17 protein-coding genes are annotated in these 16,801 nt (G+C 69.2%); 7 read left to right on the top strand and 10 right to left on the bottom strand.

From position 1 onward, the window contains the following. Positions 1 to 10 precede the first annotated feature (10 nt). Positions 11 to 784 (bottom strand): GntR family transcriptional regulator, encoded by a 774-nt coding sequence (locus tag IE226_RS16650; protein WP_190082010.1) that lies wholly within the window; start codon positions 782 to 784, stop codon positions 11 to 13. Positions 785 to 1,120: 336 nt separating this feature from the next. Between IE226_RS16650 and IE226_RS16645 the strand changes: the two genes are divergently transcribed. The 4 genes from IE226_RS16645 (at position 1,121) to IE226_RS16630 (ending at position 5,821) form a co-directional block, all read left to right on the top strand. Then, positions 1,121 to 2,395, top strand: a complete 1,275-nt coding sequence (locus IE226_RS16645) for an extracellular solute-binding protein (RefSeq protein WP_190082009.1) — start codon at positions 1,121 to 1,123, stop codon at positions 2,393 to 2,395. Between the two features lie 108 nt (positions 2,396 to 2,503). Continuing rightward, a complete protein-coding gene (locus tag IE226_RS16640) occupies positions 2,504 to 3,484 on the top strand; it encodes a carbohydrate ABC transporter permease (protein ID WP_190082008.1) in 981 nt (326 codons plus the stop codon). Between the two features lie 29 nt (positions 3,485 to 3,513). Beyond that, the gene (locus IE226_RS16635; RefSeq protein WP_190082187.1) at positions 3,514 to 4,320 is read left to right on the top strand and encodes a carbohydrate ABC transporter permease; all 807 of its coding nucleotides are present in this window, start codon (positions 3,514 to 3,516) and stop codon (positions 4,318 to 4,320) included. 7 nt (positions 4,321 to 4,327) lie between these two features. Beyond that, complete coding sequence (locus IE226_RS16630) at positions 4,328 to 5,821, top strand: glycoside hydrolase family 3 protein (protein WP_190082007.1); 1,494 nt, start codon at positions 4,328 to 4,330, stop codon at positions 5,819 to 5,821. Positions 5,822 to 5,941: 120 nt separating this feature from the next. Here IE226_RS16630 and nagB read toward each other — a convergent pair whose 3' ends face one another. Then, positions 5,942 to 6,727 (bottom strand): glucosamine-6-phosphate deaminase, encoded by a 786-nt coding sequence (gene nagB, locus IE226_RS16625; protein WP_190082006.1) that lies wholly within the window; start codon positions 6,725 to 6,727, stop codon positions 5,942 to 5,944. Between the two features lie 415 nt (positions 6,728 to 7,142). On the opposite strand from nagB, the gene IE226_RS16620 reads away from it, so the two are divergent. Continuing rightward, entirely contained in the window at positions 7,143 to 8,609 is a 1,467-nt protein-coding gene (locus tag IE226_RS16620; protein WP_190082186.1) for a sensor histidine kinase, read from the top strand. 213 nt (positions 8,610 to 8,822) lie between these two features. On the opposite strand, the gene IE226_RS16615 is transcribed toward IE226_RS16620, so the two are convergent. Continuing rightward, complete coding sequence (locus IE226_RS16615; RefSeq protein WP_016639615.1) at positions 8,823 to 9,080, bottom strand: WhiB family transcriptional regulator; 258 nt, start codon at positions 9,078 to 9,080, stop codon at positions 8,823 to 8,825. Positions 9,081 to 9,398: 318 nt separating this feature from the next. Beyond that, positions 9,399 to 10,367, bottom strand: a complete 969-nt coding sequence (locus IE226_RS16610; RefSeq protein WP_190082005.1) for a diacylglycerol/lipid kinase family protein — start codon at positions 10,365 to 10,367, stop codon at positions 9,399 to 9,401. 93 nt (positions 10,368 to 10,460) lie between these two features. Here IE226_RS16610 and IE226_RS16605 point away from each other — a divergent pair, with 93 nt between their 5' ends. Next, entirely contained in the window at positions 10,461 to 10,913 is a 453-nt protein-coding gene (locus tag IE226_RS16605) for a hypothetical protein (protein ID WP_190082004.1), read from the top strand. Positions 10,914 to 10,970: 57 nt separating this feature from the next. Here IE226_RS16605 and IE226_RS16600 read toward each other — a convergent pair whose 3' ends face one another. The 3 genes from IE226_RS16600 to IE226_RS16590 all read right to left on the bottom strand — a co-directional run bounded on the left by IE226_RS16600 (position 10,971) and on the right by IE226_RS16590 (position 12,953). Then, positions 10,971 to 12,035 carry an RNA polymerase sigma factor SigF gene (locus tag IE226_RS16600; protein ID WP_190082003.1) on the bottom strand — a complete coding sequence of 355 codons (1,065 nt, stop codon included), beginning with the start codon at positions 12,033 to 12,035 and terminating at the stop codon, positions 10,971 to 10,973. After that, the gene (locus tag IE226_RS16595) at positions 12,032 to 12,445 is read right to left on the bottom strand and encodes an ATP-binding protein (protein WP_135332116.1); all 414 of its coding nucleotides are present in this window, start codon (positions 12,443 to 12,445) and stop codon (positions 12,032 to 12,034) included. The genes IE226_RS16600 and IE226_RS16595 overlap by 4 nt, the downstream gene beginning before the upstream one ends. Before the next feature lie 247 nt (positions 12,446 to 12,692). After that, complete coding sequence (locus IE226_RS16590; protein ID WP_190082002.1) at positions 12,693 to 12,953, bottom strand: UBP-type zinc finger domain-containing protein; 261 nt, start codon at positions 12,951 to 12,953, stop codon at positions 12,693 to 12,695. Between the two features lie 46 nt (positions 12,954 to 12,999). On the opposite strand from IE226_RS16590, the gene IE226_RS16585 reads away from it, so the two are divergent. After that, entirely contained in the window at positions 13,000 to 14,598 is a 1,599-nt protein-coding gene (locus IE226_RS16585; protein ID WP_190082001.1) for a Na+/H+ antiporter, read from the top strand. Here IE226_RS16585 and IE226_RS16580 read toward each other — a convergent pair. The 3 genes from IE226_RS16580 to IE226_RS16570 all read right to left on the bottom strand — a co-directional run bounded on the left by IE226_RS16580 (position 14,577) and on the right by IE226_RS16570 (position 16,583). Further along, complete coding sequence (locus IE226_RS16580) at positions 14,577 to 15,515, bottom strand: 1-aminocyclopropane-1-carboxylate deaminase/D-cysteine desulfhydrase (RefSeq protein WP_190082000.1); 939 nt, start codon at positions 15,513 to 15,515, stop codon at positions 14,577 to 14,579. The two genes, IE226_RS16585 and IE226_RS16580, sit on opposite strands and share 22 nt — an antisense overlap. Before the next feature lie 91 nt (positions 15,516 to 15,606). Continuing rightward, complete coding sequence (locus tag IE226_RS16575) at positions 15,607 to 16,197, bottom strand: N-acetylmuramoyl-L-alanine amidase (RefSeq protein ID WP_190081999.1); 591 nt, start codon at positions 16,195 to 16,197, stop codon at positions 15,607 to 15,609. A gap of 137 nt (positions 16,198 to 16,334) precedes the next feature. Further along, positions 16,335 to 16,583, bottom strand: a complete 249-nt coding sequence (locus IE226_RS16570; protein ID WP_190081998.1) for a hypothetical protein — start codon at positions 16,581 to 16,583, stop codon at positions 16,335 to 16,337. Positions 16,584 to 16,801: the final 218 nt, after the last annotated feature.

Genomic DNA, 16,801 nt, shown 5'->3' with positions numbered 1-16,801 from the left:
GGGGAGTGGGTCAGTCGGTGGGGCGCTTGAGGCGTGCCACGAACTTGTAGCGGTCGCCGCGGTAGACCGAGCGGACCCACTCCACCGGCTGACCGCCGCCGTCCAGGGAGTGCCGCGACAGGAGCAGCATCGGCAGGCCCACGTCGGTGCCGAGCAGACCGGCCTCGCGGGGGGTGGCGAGGGAGGTCTCGATCGTCTCCTCGGCCTCGGCGAGATGGACGTCGTAGACCTCGGCGAGCGCGGTGTAGAGCGAGGTGTACTTGACCAGGGAGCGGCGCAGGGCGGGGAAGCGTTTCGCCGAGAGGTGCGTCGTCTCGATGGCCATGGCCTCGCCGTTGGCCAGGCGCAGCCGCTCGATCCTGAGCACCCGGCCGCCGGCACTTATGTCGAGCAGCCCGGCGAGGGTGTCGTCGGCGGTGATGTAGCCGATGTCCAGGAGCTGTGAGGTGGGTTCCAGGCCCTGGGCCCGCATGTCCTCGGTGTACGAGGTGAGTTGCAGCGCCTGGGAGACCTTGGGCTTGGCCACGAAGGTGCCCTTGCCCTGGATCCGCTCCAGGCGGCCCTCGACGACCAGTTCCTGGAGGGCCTGGCGGACCGTGGTGCGCGAGGTGTCGAACTCGGCGGCCAGTGTGCGCTCAGGGGGGACCGGGGTGCCGGGCGGCAGCGTCTCCGTCATGTCGAGCAAGTGCCGCTTCAGGCGGTAGTACTTGGGCACGCGCGCGGTGCGGCCGACGGCCGGGGACGCGCCCGCGTCGGTTCCCGGACTGCCTGCTTCGGTGTCCATGCTCCCACCCGTCTCCCGGCCGCCACCCCTCAACGACGCGCTGCGCGCGGCACGCTGGTTCGGCTCCTGTGCTGCTGCCGTCACCGGCTCCTCCGTCTGTCGCGGCTCACATGGTGGCACGTACCGGGCCGGGCTTACCGTGCCCGCTCAGGTGTCGGTCCGGTAACGGACCTGAGAGCCCTTCTTATACACCCTTGACACCCCTAAAGGTCTAGGCCAAGCTCCCCGTACTGGTCTACACCATTAAAGACCAGGTTCCAGTCCCACGGGCAGATCTCGGTCCATTTGGTCGCTGCGGGTGGGGGGTTGACTGGCGCATCCCTTGAGGAGGGTGACGTGAAGCGCAAGCTCATAGCGGCCATCGGTGTCGCGGGCATGTTGGTCTCGATCGCGGCCTGTGGCAGCGACGACAAGGACGACGCGAAGACCGGGGCGGACGGCTTCAAGGGGGAGACCCTGACGCTCTGGGCGATGGACGGCTCCACGCCCGACGGCTGGACCAAGGACGTCAAGGCCGCCTTCGAGAAGAAGACCGGCGCCAAGCTGAAGCTCGAAGTCCAGCAGTGGAACGGCATCCAGCAGAAGCTGACCACCGCGCTCTCCGAGGAGAACCCGCCGGACGTCTTCGAGATCGGCAACACCCAGACCGCCGCGTACGCCAAGACCGGCGGACTCGCGGAGCTCGGCGACCTGAAGGAAGGGGTCGGCGCCGACTGGACCGAGTCGATCAACACTTCCTCGGTCGTGGACGGCAAGCAGTACGCCGCCCCGTGGTTCGTCCTGAACCGCGTCGTGATCTACAACAAGAAGGTCTGGGCCGACGCCGGCATCAAGGACACCCCCAAGACCCGCGCCGAGTTCCTCAAGGACCTCAAGACGATCGGCTCCAAGACCGAGGCCGAGCCGATCTACCTGCCGGGCCAGAACTGGTACCACTTCGTCGGCCTGACCATCGGTGAGGGCGCCGAGCTGGTCAAGAAGGACGGCGACAAGTACGTCTCCAACCTGAGCGACCCCAAGGTCGCCAAGGCCATGAAGACGTACAAGCAGTTCGCGGACCTCTCCAAGGCCCCCAAGAACAAGGACGAGGCCACCCCGCAGCAGGCCGAGGTCTTCGCCAAGGGCAAGACCGGCGCCTTCATCGGCATGAGCTGGGAGGCCGCGACCGCGATCAAGGCCAACCCGAAGATCGAGAAGGACATCGGCTACTTCACGATCCCCGGCGCCACCGCCGACAAGCCCGAGGGCGTCTTCCTCGGCGGCTCGAACCTCGCCGTCGCCGCGACCAGCAAGAAGCAGGAGCTCGCCAAGGAGTTCCTGAAGATCGCGCTGTCGGACAAGTACGAGGGCGCGCTCGCCAAGGAAAGCGGCGTCATCCCGAACAAGCAGGCCCTGGAGTCCAACCTCAAGGGCAACCCGGCCGCCGAGGCCGCGGCGCCCGCCACCGCCGGCGGCGGCACGACCCCGCTGATCCCGGAGTGGGCCGCGGTGGAGAACCCGCCGAACCCGATCAAGAACTACATGACCGCGGTGCTCAACGGTAAGTCCAACGACGAGGCCGCCGAGCAGGTCGAGGGCGAGCTCAACAAGCGCCTGTCGCAGAAGCAGTAAGGACGCGCTCCTGCCGGGGTTCCCGGGTCCGGGGTCGGTGACGACCCCGGACCCCGTGCCCCGGCTCAGCGCTGCGTTCCGCGATGCCCACGAAAGAGATGGCGAAGCATGACCGTGCAGACCGAACGGCCGCCCTCCGGCCCGACGGAGGATCTGAAATCGGACAAACGGCCGGCGGATCCGGGTAAGCCCCGCACGGGGGCCCGGTCGCTCGCCCCCTACCTGCTCCTGCTCCCCGCGCTCGCGGCCACCCTGCTGTTCCTCGGCTGGCCGCTGGTCAACAACGGGATCCTGTCGTTCCAGAACCTCAACATGAGGCAGTTCATCCTCCACCTCACGGAGTGGAACGGGATCGACAATTACAAGGAGGTCCTCAGCGGGGCGGACTTCTGGCGGGTCACCGGCCGCTCGATCGCGTTCACCGCGGTCAACGTCGCACTGATCATGGTGATCGGCACCCTGATAGGCCTGCTGCTCGCACGGCTCGGCAAGCGGATGCGGACGTTCCTCCTGGTCGGTCTCGTACTCGCCTGGGCCATGCCGGTCATCGCGGCCACGACCGTCTACCAGTGGCTGTTCGCCCAGCGCTTCGGCGTCGTCAACTGGGTCCTCGACAAGGCCGGCTGGCACTCGATGGCCGACTACGACTGGATGGGCAGCCAGTACTCCACGTTCTTCGTGGTCATCGTGCTGATCGTCTGGATGTCCGTCCCCTTCGTGGCGATCAACCTGTACGCCGCGACGACGGTGATCCCCAAGGAGCTCTACGAGGCCGCGTCGCTCGACGGCGCCGGAGCCTGGAAGGGCTTCACGAACGTCACGCTGCCCTATCTGCGCCCCTTCCTCTACGCGACTACGTTCCTTGAGATCATCTGGGTCTTCAAGGCGTTCGCGCAGGTCATGGCGCTCAACGAGGGCGGCCCCGACCGGCTCACCGAGATCCTGCCCGTCTACGCCTACATCGAGGGCATGGGCAACCAGCACTTCGGCATGGGTGCGGCCATCGCGCTGCTCACCATCGTCATCCTGCTGGCCCTGACCGCCTTCTACCTGCGGATCGTGCTCAAGCAAGAGGAGGACGAGCTGTGACGCGCACTGCTTCGTCGAGGTTTCGCCGCATCTGGCCCAACGCGGTGGCCGTCGTACTCTTCGTCGTCCTCGTCTTCCCGGTCTACTGGATGTTCGCCACGGCCTTCAAGCCGACCGGCGACATCATCAGCGAGAACCCGGTGTGGATCCCGACCGACGTGACGTTCGAGCACTTCAAGACGGCCGTGAACGCCGACCACTTCTGGACGATGGTCGGCAATTCCCTCACCGTCACGCTGCTCGCCGTGGTGTTCTCGCTGATCATCGGCCTCGCGTCGGCGTTCGCGCTCGCCCGGATGCGGTTCAAGGGCCGCAAGGGCTTCATCATCGGCTTCATGCTGGCCCAGATGGCGCCCTGGGAAGTCATGGTCATCGCGATCTACATCATCGTGCGTGACGCCGACATGCTGAACAGCCTGATTCCGCTCACCCTCTTCTACATGGTGATGATCCTGCCCTTCACGCTCCTGACGCTGCGCGGCTTCGTCGCCGCGGTGCCGCGCGAGCTCGAGGAGTCGGCGATGGTCGACGGCTGTACCCGGATGCAGGCGTTCCGCCGGGTGATCCTGCCGCTGCTCGCGCCGGGCCTGATGTCCACCTCGCTCTTCGGCTTCATCACCGCCTGGAACGAATTCCCGCTCGTCCTTGTCCTCAACAAGGAGGCGGAGGCCAAGACGCTTCCCGTCTGGCTGTCCGGCTTCCAGACCGCCTTCGGCGACGACTGGGGCGCCACCATGGCCGCCGCCTCGCTCTTCGCCGTCCCGATCTTCGTCCTCTTCGTCTTCCTGCAGCGCAGGGCCGTCAGCGGTCTGACCGACGGTGCCGTGAAGGGATAACCGCCATATGACGACACTCACCAGCCCCACCGACACTCTGACCCGCAACGCCCTGACTGTGCTGCAGCCCGGCTTCGTCGGGACCAGCGCGCCGGACTGGCTGCTCCGCAGGATCGGCGAAGGGCTCGCCTCGGTCGGCCTCTTCGGCCGCAACATCGCCTCGCCCGAACAGCTGGCCGCACTTACGGCGCAGTTGCGCGCCGAGTGCGACGACGTCCTGGTCGCCATCGACGAGGAGGGCGGTGACGTGACCCGCCTGGAGGTCCGCTCCGGCTCCTCCTTCCCCGGCAACCACGCGCTCGGCGCGGTCGACGACACGGAGCTCACCCGTGACGTGGCCGCCGAGCTGGGCCGCCGGCTCGCCGCGTGCGGCGTCAACCTCAACTGGGCGCCGTCCGCCGACGTCAATTCCAACCCGGACAACCCCGTCATCGGCGTACGCTCCTTCGGCTCGGACCCGCTCCTGGTGGCCCGGCACACCGCCGCGTACGTCGAGGGGCTGCAGTCCGCCGGCGTCGCGGCCTGCACCAAGCACTTCCCCGGGCACGGCGACACCGCGGTCGACTCGCACCACGCCGTGCCGCGCATCGGTGTCGACCCCGAGGTGCTCCGGGCACGTGACCTCGCGCCGTTCCGGGCCGCGATCGCCGCGGGCTCGCGCGCCGTGATGAGCGCCCACATCCTCGTCCCGTCCCTGGACGCGGAGTACCCGGCGACGCTCTCGCGCCGCATCCTGACGGGCATCCTGCGCGAGGAACTGGGCTACGACGGCCTGATCGTCACCGACGGCATGGAGATGCAGGCCATCTCCGCCACGTACGGCATCGAACGCGGCAGCGTCCTCGCCATCGCCGCGGGCGCCGACGCGATCTGCGTGGGCGGCGGTCTCGCGGACGACGACACGGTGCTGCGGCTGCGTGACGCGCTGGTCGGGGCCGTCCGCTCGGGCGAGCTCTCCGAGGAGCGCCTCGCCGACGCGGCCACGCGCGTACGGGCGCTTGCCCACTGGACTTCGGTGTCGGGCGCGGCCGAGCGTTCGGGGGGCGCGCCCGGCACCGAGATCGGCCTGGTCGCGGCCCGCCGCGCCCTGACGGTCACCCGGGGCGAGTCCTACACGGCGCCGCTCACCGAAGCGCCGTTCGTCGCGGCCTTCACCCCGATGGCCAACATCGCGGTGGGGGACGAGACCCCGTGGGGCGTGGCCGCCGAACTGGCCCGCCTGCTCCCGGGCACGGAGACGGGCAGCTTCACGGGTGCCGACGCCGGTGCGCTGGCCCTCGCGGAGGCGGGGGAGCGGCGCGTCGTGGCCGTGGTCCGCGACGCCCACCGCCACGCGTGGATGACGGAGGCCCTGAACACGCTCCTGTCCGCCCGCCCCGACACGATCGTGGTCGAAATGGGCGTCCCCCAGTCACCCCCGACGGGCTCCCTCCACATCGCGACGCACGGCGCGGCAAGGGTCTGCGGCCTGGCGGCGGCGGAGGTCATCACGGGGGCGTAGGAAGCGCCCCGTAAGGGGCGCGGGGAACTGCGCGATCAGCCCCCACGCACCCGCGGAGAAACAACAAACGGAAGGTGCCGGGCGCCCCAGTAAAAGGGGCACCCGGCACCTTCGCGCAACCTACAGACCCTGCCAATCAGGCTTCGCCGCATACGTGGCCCGGAAGTACTCCCCGAGCTTCAGCTTGGACGCAGCCGCCTCGTCCACGACGACCGTCGCATGCGGGTGCAACTGCAGAGCCGAGGCCGGAACCACCGCGGCCACGGGACCCTCCACCGTCGCGGCCACCGCGTCCGCCTTGCCCTCACCCGTGGCGAGCAGCACCAGATGCCGGGCCTCCAGGATCGTCCCGATCCCCTGGGTGATCACGTGGTGCGGGACCTGCTCGATGTCCCCGTCGAAGAAGCGCGCGTTGTCCACCCGCGTCTGCTCCGTCAGCGTCTTGATGCGCGTACGCGAGGCGAGCGAGGAGCACGGTTCGTTGAACCCGATGTGCCCGTCGGTGCCGATCCCGAGGAGCTGGAGATCCACACCGCCGGCCGCCGCGAGCGCCTTGTCGTACGCATCGCAGGCGGCCTGGACGTCCTTGGCGGTGCCGTCGGGCCCCATGAAGGACTTCTCGTCGAGCCCCAGCGGCTCGACGACCTCGCGCAGCACCACGGAGCGATAGGACTCGGGGTGCCCGGCGGGCAGCCCCACGTACTCGTCGAGCTGGCAGATCCGCGCCCGCGAGGCATCCACGGCACCGGAGGCGACCTTCGCGGCAAGGGCTTCGTAGATGGGCAGCGGGGTGGATCCGGTGGCGACACCGAGCAGGGCGTCAGGCTTGCGGCGCACCAAGGCGGCCATGGCCTCCGCGATGAGCTCGCCGCCTGCCTTGGCGTCCGGGACGATGACAACTTCCACGCTGGGCCTGCCGATCTGGAGAGGGGACTCACGGAGTCAATGTGGTATAGACCAATCTAGCAGAGCCGGCCCGCCTCCGCCCGGAGAGAGAAAGAGACGACAACAAACATCTGCCGACGCGTAGACACAGGTGAATGGTCTAGTCCACAATGCGTTGGTAAAGCATCCGTCCTTCCCGCACAGGAGGGCGGACCGAGGAGCCGGCACTCTCTGCCCTGACCGTGTCGGATCCTCCGACCGGCCGTCCGGTACCGCACATTCCGGTGGTCGGTGTTCCTGAAGGGCTGCGGTGCCGTGGGCGGGTTGAGGGTCCCGTCCTGGCGCCGCGGCTCGTCGGGAAGGCGCCGGGGCCCGCCGCGAATCTCCCGGAGCGGCCCCGCCGGACCCGCCAGGTACGCTCGCACACGTGCCCTCCATGAACGACCTCGTCCGCCAGCACACCGCTCTCGGTGACTCCGATCTCGAGTGGCTGCACCTGCTGGTCTCGGAGTGGCAACTGCTCTCCGACCTCTCCTTCGCCGACCTCGTGCTGTGGGTTCCCACCCGCGACGGCACCCGCTATGTCTCCGTGGCGCAGATGCGGCCCAACACCGGCCCCACCTCCTACCAGGACGACATGGTCGGCCACCTCGTCCCGCGCGGCCGGCGCCCGCTGCTCGACGCCGCCCTGGACGAGGGCCGCATCGTGCGCGAGGGCGACCCCGAGTGGCGCGAGGAGGTCCCGGTGCGGGTCGAGTCCATTCCCGTACGCAGGGAAGGACGCGTCCTGGGTGTCATCGCCCGCAACACGAACCTGCTCACGGTGCGCACTCCTTCGCGCCTCGAACTGACCTACCTCCAGTCGGCGTCCGACTTGGCCCAGATGATCGCCGCCGGCTCCTTCCCGTTCCCCGGCCAGCAGGTCGACATGGACGCGTCCCCGCGCGTGGGCGACGGCCTGCTCCGCCTCGACGCCGACGGCATCGTCCAGTACGCGTCACCGAACGCGCTGTCGGCCTACCACCGCCTCGGCCTCGCCGCCGACCTGGTCGGCCACCACCTCGGCACGGCGACGGCCGAACTCGCCCCGTCCCGCGGCCCGGTGGACGAGGCGCTGGCCAAGGTCGCCAGCGGCTGGGCGCCCCGCGAGTTCGAGATCGAGGGCGGTGACGGAGTGATCCAGCTCCGCGCGATCCCGCTCAAGCCCAAGGGCCCGCGGATCGGTTCGCTCGTACTGCTGCGCGACGTCACCGAACTGCGTCGCCGGGAGCGGGAGTTGATCACCAAGGACGCGACCATCCGGGAGATCCACCACCGGGTGAAGAACAACCTCCAGACGGTGGCCGCTCTCCTTCGCCTCCAGGCGCGCCGCATCGACTCCGTCACCGGCCGTGAAGCTCTCGAAGAGGCCGTGCGCCGCGTGGGTTCGATCGCGATCGTGCACGAGACGCTGTCCCAGAATCTGGACGAGCGCGTGGAGTTCGACGAGATCGCCGACCGCGTCCTCGCGATGGTCGCCGAGATCTCGCCCGGCAAGGTCACCGGCCGGCGTACCGGACGCTTCGGCATCCTGGACGCCGAGGTCGCGACCCCGCTCTCGATGGTCCTCACCGAGGTCCTGCAGAACGCCCTGGAGCACGGCTTCCAGGAAGGCGACACCGGCACGGTCGAGGTCTCCGCCGTACGCGGCGGCACCAGCAAGGACGGGCGTCTCCTCATCACCGTCCAGGACGACGGCGTCGGTCTGCCCGAGGGCTTCGATCCGCACCGCTCGGGCAACCTCGGCCTGCAGATCGTCCGCACCCTGGTCGAGGGCGAGATGGGCGGCACGTTCGACATGGTCCGGGCTCCGGAGCGCGGCACACAGGTCGTCCTCGACATCCCGGTACGCGGCGACAAATAGCGCACTCGCGTACGAGAGATCGCGAGCGCTCACGAGAACTCGCGGACGGAAACACCGCATACGCAAAGCAGTGAGCCCCGGACCTAAGTGGTCCGGGGCTCACTGCTCACGTTGCGTTGCGCATCGGGGGTACTGCGCGGCTGCGGCTCGGGGGCGGGAGATGCGTACTCGCTGTACGCGCCGCCGGGCTCAGGCTCGTGGGGGGCGTGAGCGTCAGGCGCTGGCCTGGCGTGCACGGTTGCGAGCGGCGCGGCGCTTCATTGCACGGCGCTCGTCCTCGCTGAGGCCACCCCAGACGCCGGAGTCCTGGCCGGACTCGAGCGCCCACTGCAGGCACTGCTCCATGACGGGGCAGCGGCGGCAGACGGCCTTGGCTTCCTCGATCTGCAGCAGCGCAGGACCGGTGTTGCCGATGGGGAAGAAGAGCTCGGGGTCTTCCTCGCGGCAAACGGCGTTGTGACGCCAGTCCATGGCTGCTACCTCTCCTTGGTATTACATGCAAGTTGCTTGTGAATGTGAACGCTTTCACGAATCCCTCGACAACGGAAGGGACTTCCGTCACAAACGCGACGATGTCCTATGTGTTGAGGAGGGGGTTCTGGCTCTCTGTGGGGCCGATGTTGCGGGCCGTCCCGATCGCCATGTAGAGATTCGCAAACCTCGGCGGCGGATACAACCCCTTCCGGGAAGTTTTTTTTGATTCCTCAGTGTCGACTGGGTCACAGCCGTACTTCCATGGGGTGGAGCCTGGCCTAAACGTTCGAGTGAAAGGACTTTGGGCCCTTCTACTCACACAATCACACGCAGTGCACGGCGTACGCCTGTGAACGTCACGCTCGTGCGCAGTCCCAGGTGGTCGCCGTCCATCTGAAGGGGCAGCGGCACCTTCGAATGCAAGGTGAAGTCGGTGAGGTCATGGAGCGTAACCGCGTGCTTGCCGTGAGGTCCGCGATCGGGCGTCGAGGTCAGGAGCTGGGTGCCGTAACGGGCCACCGCGCCGGTGGACAGCTTGCTCAGTCCGAGCACATCGAGGCCGGTGTCGAAGGAGGCCCGCGGGGACGCGTACATCGGACGATTGCCCAGGTAGGTGTAGGGAGAGGTGTTGCAGACTATGGAGAGCACGAGGTCGGTCACCGGGTCCTCGCCGGCCCGCTCCAGCGTGATCATCCCGTGTCTGCGGTGCGGCTCGTCGAGGAACTGACGGAACACCTGGCGCAAATAAAGCGCGTGGGTGGACCGCTTGCCGCGTTCCCTCTGCTGTTCGACCCGGCCCACCACTCCGGCGTCGAAACCGAAGCCCGCGGCGAACGTGAACCAGCGCGCGGGGACCGCTTCGTCCTCCGTGCCGGGCGTTCCCGACACCCGGCCCAGGCTCACCGTGCGTTCGCTTCCCTCACGCAGCGCGTCGAGCAGGGCGCCGGTCGCCTCCACGGCGTCGTTGGGCAGACCCAGGGCGCGGGCGAAGACATTCGTGGAGCCGCCGGGGACGACCGCCAGGCGGGGCAGCCGGTCCGGGTCGGGCCCGTTGTGCAGCAGGCCGTTGACGACTTCGTTGACGGTGCCGTCCCCGCCGAGTGCGACGACGAGCTCGATGTCCTTGCTCTCCGCCGCCTGTCTGCCGAGGTCCCGGGCGTGACCGCGGTACTCCGTGGTGACCGCCTCGAGTTTCATCTCGCTCGCCAGCGCATGAATCAGTACGTCACGCGTGCGCGCGCTGGTGGTGGTTGCCGCCGGGTTGACCACAAGAAGTGCACGCATGCGAAGCAGGGTACCTAGCTGTCCTGAACTGGCCTAGACCGAGGGGGTCGGACCGGGGGCCGGTCCGCGGACACGCACAGCTACCCTGCAAGGGTGAGTACTGAGCGGAACCCCACCCCCGAAGCCCCGGAAACCGGCCCGCGGCCCGGACGTCTGACGGCCGCGGCGGCCCTCGCCGCGCTGGAGGGCGTCGCGCTCATCGCCGCCGGTGTCTACATGCTCGTCATGGGTCTCGCGGGTGATCCCGACAACCCGGAACAGGCCACCACGGGCGGCGTCACGCTGATCGTCCTCGCGCTGCTGCCGCTGCTCGCCGCCCGCGGCCTCCTGCTCCGCCGCGGCTGGAGCCGGGGGCCCGCGATCATCACGCAGATCATGGCGCTTCCGGTGGCCTGGCAGCTGTTGCAGGCCGACAGCATGGCCATCCCGGCCGGTATCGCGCTCGCCGCCGTCGCGGTGGCCGCGCTCGTCCTGCTGGTCAATCCCGCCACCACCGAGGCCCTCGGCATCCGGGGGCCGGGGAACGCACAGGACGGCGGGAAGTAGCCGTCCGGCACCAGACGTCCCGAAGGAGCAGGCCCGGAGGGGCGGCCTGCTCCTTCGTCACTCCTCGACGAGGAGCTTCTCGCGCAGCTGCGCGAGTGTGCGGGCGAGGAGCCGGGAGACGTGCATCTGGGAGATGCCGACCTCCTGGGCGATCTGCGACTGCGTCATGTTTCCGAAGAACCGCAGCAGCAGGATGCGCTTCTCGCGCGGTGGAAGGTCTTCCAGGAGCGGTTTGAGGGACTCCCTGTACTCGACGCCCTCCAGGGCCTCGTCCTCCGCGCCCAGGGTGTCGGCGACCGCCGGGGACTCGTCGTCCGTGTCCGGGACGTCCAGGGACAGCGTGGAGTACGCGTTGGCGGACTCCAGACCCTCAAGGACCTCCTCTTCGGAGATGGCCAGCTTCTCCGCGAGCTCGTGCACCGTGGGGGAGCGGCCGTGCTGCTGGGAGAGCTCGGCGGTCGCCGTGGTCAGGGCGAGCCTGAGCTCCTGGAGGCGACGCGGCACTCTGACCGCCCACCCCTTGTCACGGAAGTGCCGCTTGATCTCGCCGACGACCGTGGGTGTCGCGTACGTGGAGAACTCGACGCCGCGCTCCGGGTCGAAGCGGTCCACGGACTTGATCAGGCCGATGGTGGCGACCTGCGTGAGGTCGTCGAGGGGCTCGCCGCGGTTGCGGAAGCGGCGGGCCAGGTGCTCGACGAGCGGCAGGTGCATGCGGACCAGCTTGTTGCGCAGCTCGGCGTACGCGGCGCTGCCGTTCTCCAGGGTGCGCAGCTCGATGAACATCGCGCGTGCGCCGCTGCGGTCCTGCGGATCGTGCCGGGTGTGCTGACGCTCACCGTGTTCGCTCATGTATCCCGCCCGTTGCGCGCCGCCCCGGGCGGAGGGCTTGGCGCGCTCCTCCAGGGCGGTCGGCTCTGTCTGCTCCGACGCATCGGCCACGGTCGGCGGGCCCGGCTGCTCCGGATCCTCCGGGTGCGGCCTGGCCTGCTGCTCGGGGATGCCTGTGAGCGCCGGCTCCACCGGAGCGTCGCGCCCCGTCATCGGCGTTCCTCCCCGACCAGGGGGCAGATCCCGTGTGCCGCGCTCTTCCTCCCGCACCGGCCCCTCCCCGTCCCTCACGCCGGCCCGGGTCCCGCGCCGCGCTTCTTGTAGAGGCTGATCGAGACGGTGTTGTCCTCCGCCACGGAGGAGTCGACCTGACCCGCGAGGGCGGACAGCACTGTCCAGGCGAAGGTGTCCCGTTCCGGGGCCCGGCCGTCGGTGGTCGGCGCCGAGACGGTCACCTCCAGCGAGTCGTCGACGAGCCGGAAGACGCAGCTGAGCACCGAACCCGGCACGGCCTGCTGGAGCAGGATCGCGCAGGCCTCGTCGACCGCGATGCGCAGGTCCTCGATCTCGTCGAGAGTGAAGTCCAAACGCGCCGCGAGACCGGCCGTGGCCGTACGCAGCACCGACAGGTAGGCACCCGCAGCCGGAAGGCGGACCTCGACGAAGTCCTGATTCCCGGGCTCGCCTGCGATCTGGGACACCCTCACCTCCAAGGTGGTACAAGCACTTTCGGGGCTCCAGGTCCGCCGTCAGACGGCGGTCCGGACTGCGTCACACGGGTAACGCACCACGTAGTTCTGCGGTGACGCTACCGCGCTCCCCAGTTACGTGTCCCGGGGACCCCGCTCCGTTGCTGTCACTCATAGTAAGCCTAAGGGTACGGAGAGTGGCTAGGGGTCTCGCGGTCCCAATTGGAGAGTACGGGCGCCGGGTTGACGTACCCAGGCGTCAGACGATCGAACCGTCCACGAAGCACCAACGCCAGCTCTCACCCGGTTCGAAGGTCCTCATGACCGCATGCCCGGTGTCCTTGAAGTGCTCCGTCGCGTGCCGGAAGGGCGAGGAGTCGCAGCAGCCCACATGCCCGCAGTCCAGGCACAGCCGCAGTTGCACCGGGTGACTGCCGGCGGCCAGGCACTCGACGCAGGTCTCGCTCAGCGGCGCTGGTTCGGGGTGCGGCAGCGTTGCCACATGCGGGCACTCGTTCATGATTGCCAGGTTACGACGGGATCGCGTATCGCGGAGGGCCTGACCCATGGACGTACTGCCCCTGGTGGCACTGATCGCGGCGAGTGCCGCCGTGGCCGGAGCCGCGCGCCGGACACCGGTGCCCGCGCCGCTGCTCCTCGTCGCGGCGGGACTCGTCGCCGCGTACGTGCCGGGGGTCCCGGACTACCACCTGGACCCGCACATCGTGCTGCCGCTGATCCTGCCGCCCCTGCTGCACACCGCGGCCCTGGAGAGCTCGTACCTCGACCTGCGCGCCAACATCAGACCCGTGGCGCTGCTCTCGGTCGGCTACACGCTGTTCGCGACCCTCGCCGTCGGGTATCTCGCGTATCTGCTGATCCCCGATCTGCCGCTGACCGCGGCCCTGGTCCTCGGGGCCGTGATCGCGCCGCCGGACGCGGTGGCGGCCACGGCCATCGCGCGGAAGGTGGGGCTGCCGTCGCGGATCACCACGATCCTCCAGGGCGAGTCGCTGGTGAACGACGCGACCGCGATCACCGCCTACAAGGTCGCCCTGGCGGCGGCGGTCGGCGAGGGCGCGAGCTGGGGCGGCGGGATCAGGGAGTTCCTGGTGGCCGCGGTAGGCGGCGTCGGTGTCGGGCTGGTTCTGATGGTGCCCCTGCACTGGCTGCGGCGGCACATGAAGGAGGCGATGCTGCAGAACACCCTCTCCTTGCTGATCCCCTTCGTCGCGTACGCGGCCGCCGAGCAGGTCGGGGCCTCCGGAGTGCTCGCCGTGGTCGTCGTCGCCCTGTTCCTCGGGCACCGCTCCTGGGAGGTCGACTTCGAGACACGGCTCCAGGAGGCCGCCGTGTGGAAGGTGGTCGCGTTCATCCTGGAGTCGGCGGTCTTCGCGCTCATCGGCCTGCAACTGCCGCTCGTGGTCGAGGGACTCGGCGAGTACGGCGGCCCGCAGGTCACCTGGTACGCCCTGGGTGTCTTCTTCTTCGTCGTGCTCGCGCGCTTCGTGTGGTCGTATCCGGCCACCTATCTGCCTCGGATGCTGTCGAAGCGCATCAAGGAGCGCGAGAACGACATGGACTGGCGGCGGCCGCTGATCGTCAGCTGGGCCGGGATGCGCGGGGTGGTGTCGCTGGCGATCGCCTTCTCCATCCCGCTCGTCATGGACGACGGGGAGCCGTTTCCGGCGCGCGACCTCGTGCTGTTCCTGACGTTCACCACGGTGATCGGGACGCTGGTCGTGCAGGGGCTCTCGCTGCCGTGGCTCATCCGGGTCCTGAAACTGCCGGGGCGGGACGCGCAGGCGCAGACGCTCGCGGAGGCGCAGGCGCAGAACGCCGCCTCGCAGGCCGCGGAGCGGCGGGTGGACGAACTCATGGAGGACGAGCGCAATCGCCTCCCGCAGCCCCTCCAGGACCGCCTGCGCACCGTCCTCGAGCGGCGCCGCAACTCCGTGTGGGAACGGCTCGGTCAGTCCAACCCGGTGACGGGGGAGTCCGCCGACGACACCTACCGCAGGCTCGCCAGGGAGGCGATCGCGGCGGAGCGGGAGGTGTTCGTGACGATGCGCGACGAGCGGCGCATCGACGACGAGATGATGCGGACGCTGCTGCGGAAGCTGGACCTGGAGGAGGCGGCGGCCTACCGGGAGGTCGAGGACTGAGCCTCGGGGGCCGCCGGTTCCGTCGCGGTGATCACGGCGGTGACCCTGGTGCCGGGCGGAAACGCGCCCTCTTCGGAGAGGGCCGTCAGCGCGTACAGGAGCTTGGCCACGTAGACGCGCTCCACGGAGAGGCCGTGCCGGTCCTCGAAGTCGTTTGCGAACGCGGTGAGTTCGGGCGGCGTGCGGGCGTAGCCGCCGAAGTGGAAGCGTTCGTCCAGGTGCCAGTTGGCGGTGGGGGCGCCGAGGGCCCGCTCTTGCAGCGCCCGTATGTCGGGGCCGAGGAAGCCGCCCTTGAGCACGGGTATGCCGAGCGCGCGCTGGTCCGGGGCGAGGCCCGCCGCCATTCCGGCCAGGGTGCCGCCGGTACCGCAGGCCACGGCCGCCGTGTCCGTACGGTCGCGCAGCTCCTCGCCCAGGGCCGTGCAGCCCCTTACGGCCAGGGCGTTGCTGCCGCCTTCGGGGATGACGTAGGGGTTCTCGGCGCCCGACGCGCGCACGAGGGAGGCCAGGATCTCCGGATCGGTCTTCCTGCGGTAGGCCGACCGGTCGACGAAGTACAGGCGCATCCCGTCGGCCGCGCATTGCGTCAGCGACGGGTTCAGGGGGCGCCCGGCGAGTTCGTCGCCGCGGACCAGGCCGACGGTCTCCATGCCGAGGAGGCGGCCCGCCGCGGCGGTCGCCCTGAGGTGGTTGGAGTAGGCGCCGCCGAACGTCAGCAGGGTCCTGTGGCCCGCTGCGACGGCGGCGTCCAGGTTCAGGAAGAGCTTGCGGTACTTGTTGCCCGGCAGGTCGGGATGGATCAGGTCGTCCCGCTTGAGGGCGAGGGTGACCCCGTGCCGCGAGAACCGCTCGTCCCGGAGCTCCTGGAGCGGGGACGGGAGCCGCGGGCGCGGGGTGGTCGGCGGGGTGGTGCTCACCCCGCCATTCTGCCCGGCACCGTGCCGGCGGGCACGGGCGCGGGTCTGTCTGCGCGAGGCGCTCCCCGGTCTGCGTGAGGCGCCCCTCGGCCTACTTGAGGCGCTCCTCGATGCGTGCCCGCATGGACTTCATGGTGAAGCCCCTGGGATCCACCTTGCCCGGCTGCCACTCCAGGTGGCCGATCACCGAGCGCTGGGTCCAGCCGTGATGGCGGCAGACGGCCGCCGAGACCCTCTCGATCGCGTCCAGCTGCGCCTCGGGCCAGGGATCCTCGCCGTCGCCGAGGTTCTCGCACTCGAAGCCGTAGAAGTGGCGGTTTCCGTCGGTGTTCGCTTCGTTGTCCGGCGGGAGCGCCTTCTCGGCGATGACCGCGCGCAGGACGTCGTCGTCGCCGTTGCCCGCGTGGTTGGCGCGGCCGTAACCGACGAGGTGGACGCGGCCGTCCTTGGTGATGACGCCGTGACAGAGCGGGCCGGGCAGCGAGGGGTGCCCCTCGCGGCAGATCTCCACCGTCCGCTCGCTGCCCGAGGTGACCGTGTGGTGGATCACGATGCCGTGTACGGGGCCCCACGGGCCCTTGTGGTTGCGGTTGTGATGACGCCAGTCGCCGACTTCGACGACCGTCACACCTTCGTCCTTGAGCGCAGCGAGGAACTTGCTCGCGGACATGGGTGGGGCCATGGCCGACTCCTTTGCGGAGCACGACGGCCGCCGGTCGCGCACCGTCTTGTACGCCGCTTTTACCCGCACCGACGGTGCCCGGACCAGCCGTTCGGAGTTATTCCGTGACTGTTCGGGCACCGTGCGAGCCGATTTCGTCAGCCGCGGTGATCGCCGCCGTGCAGGAACGCGTCGCCGTTCGTGGCGATGTGGGCCTCGAGTGCCTGAAGTGCCTGCTGAGTGGCCTGAGGGGTGCCCTCGCCGTGCTGCTGCGCGTAATACGCCGCGCCCAGCTTCTTCAGGAGATCTCCGCCCGTGCGCTGCGCCTGGACCTCGTCGATCTTCTGCTTGCCCTGGGTGAGTCCGCGCTGCGCCTGTTCCTTGGCGCGATCCAGGAAGCCTGCCATTGCTGTCTCCTACGGATTGGTGCGGAGTGGTGCATATCGGTACAGATGCTATCCGTCGTCGTGTCTTGTTCAACGGGTGCGCGGATCTTGGGGTTCCCCGGGCTCGCGGGCGGATGCCCCGTCTACGCGTGATCCAACCCCGCTCGTTTGTGTAATGGCGCGAACACTCTGAGTGCTGGAAGGGTTGTCGGCGCACATCAGCGCTTGAGCGGGAGGCA

This window comes from Streptomyces longisporoflavus (genome assembly GCF_014649775.1).
Lineage (GTDB): Bacteria > Actinomycetota > Actinomycetes > Streptomycetales > Streptomycetaceae > Streptomyces > Streptomyces longisporoflavus.
Note: the sequence above shows the minus strand (reverse complement) of the source record. Positions and strands in the feature narration are given on the sequence as shown.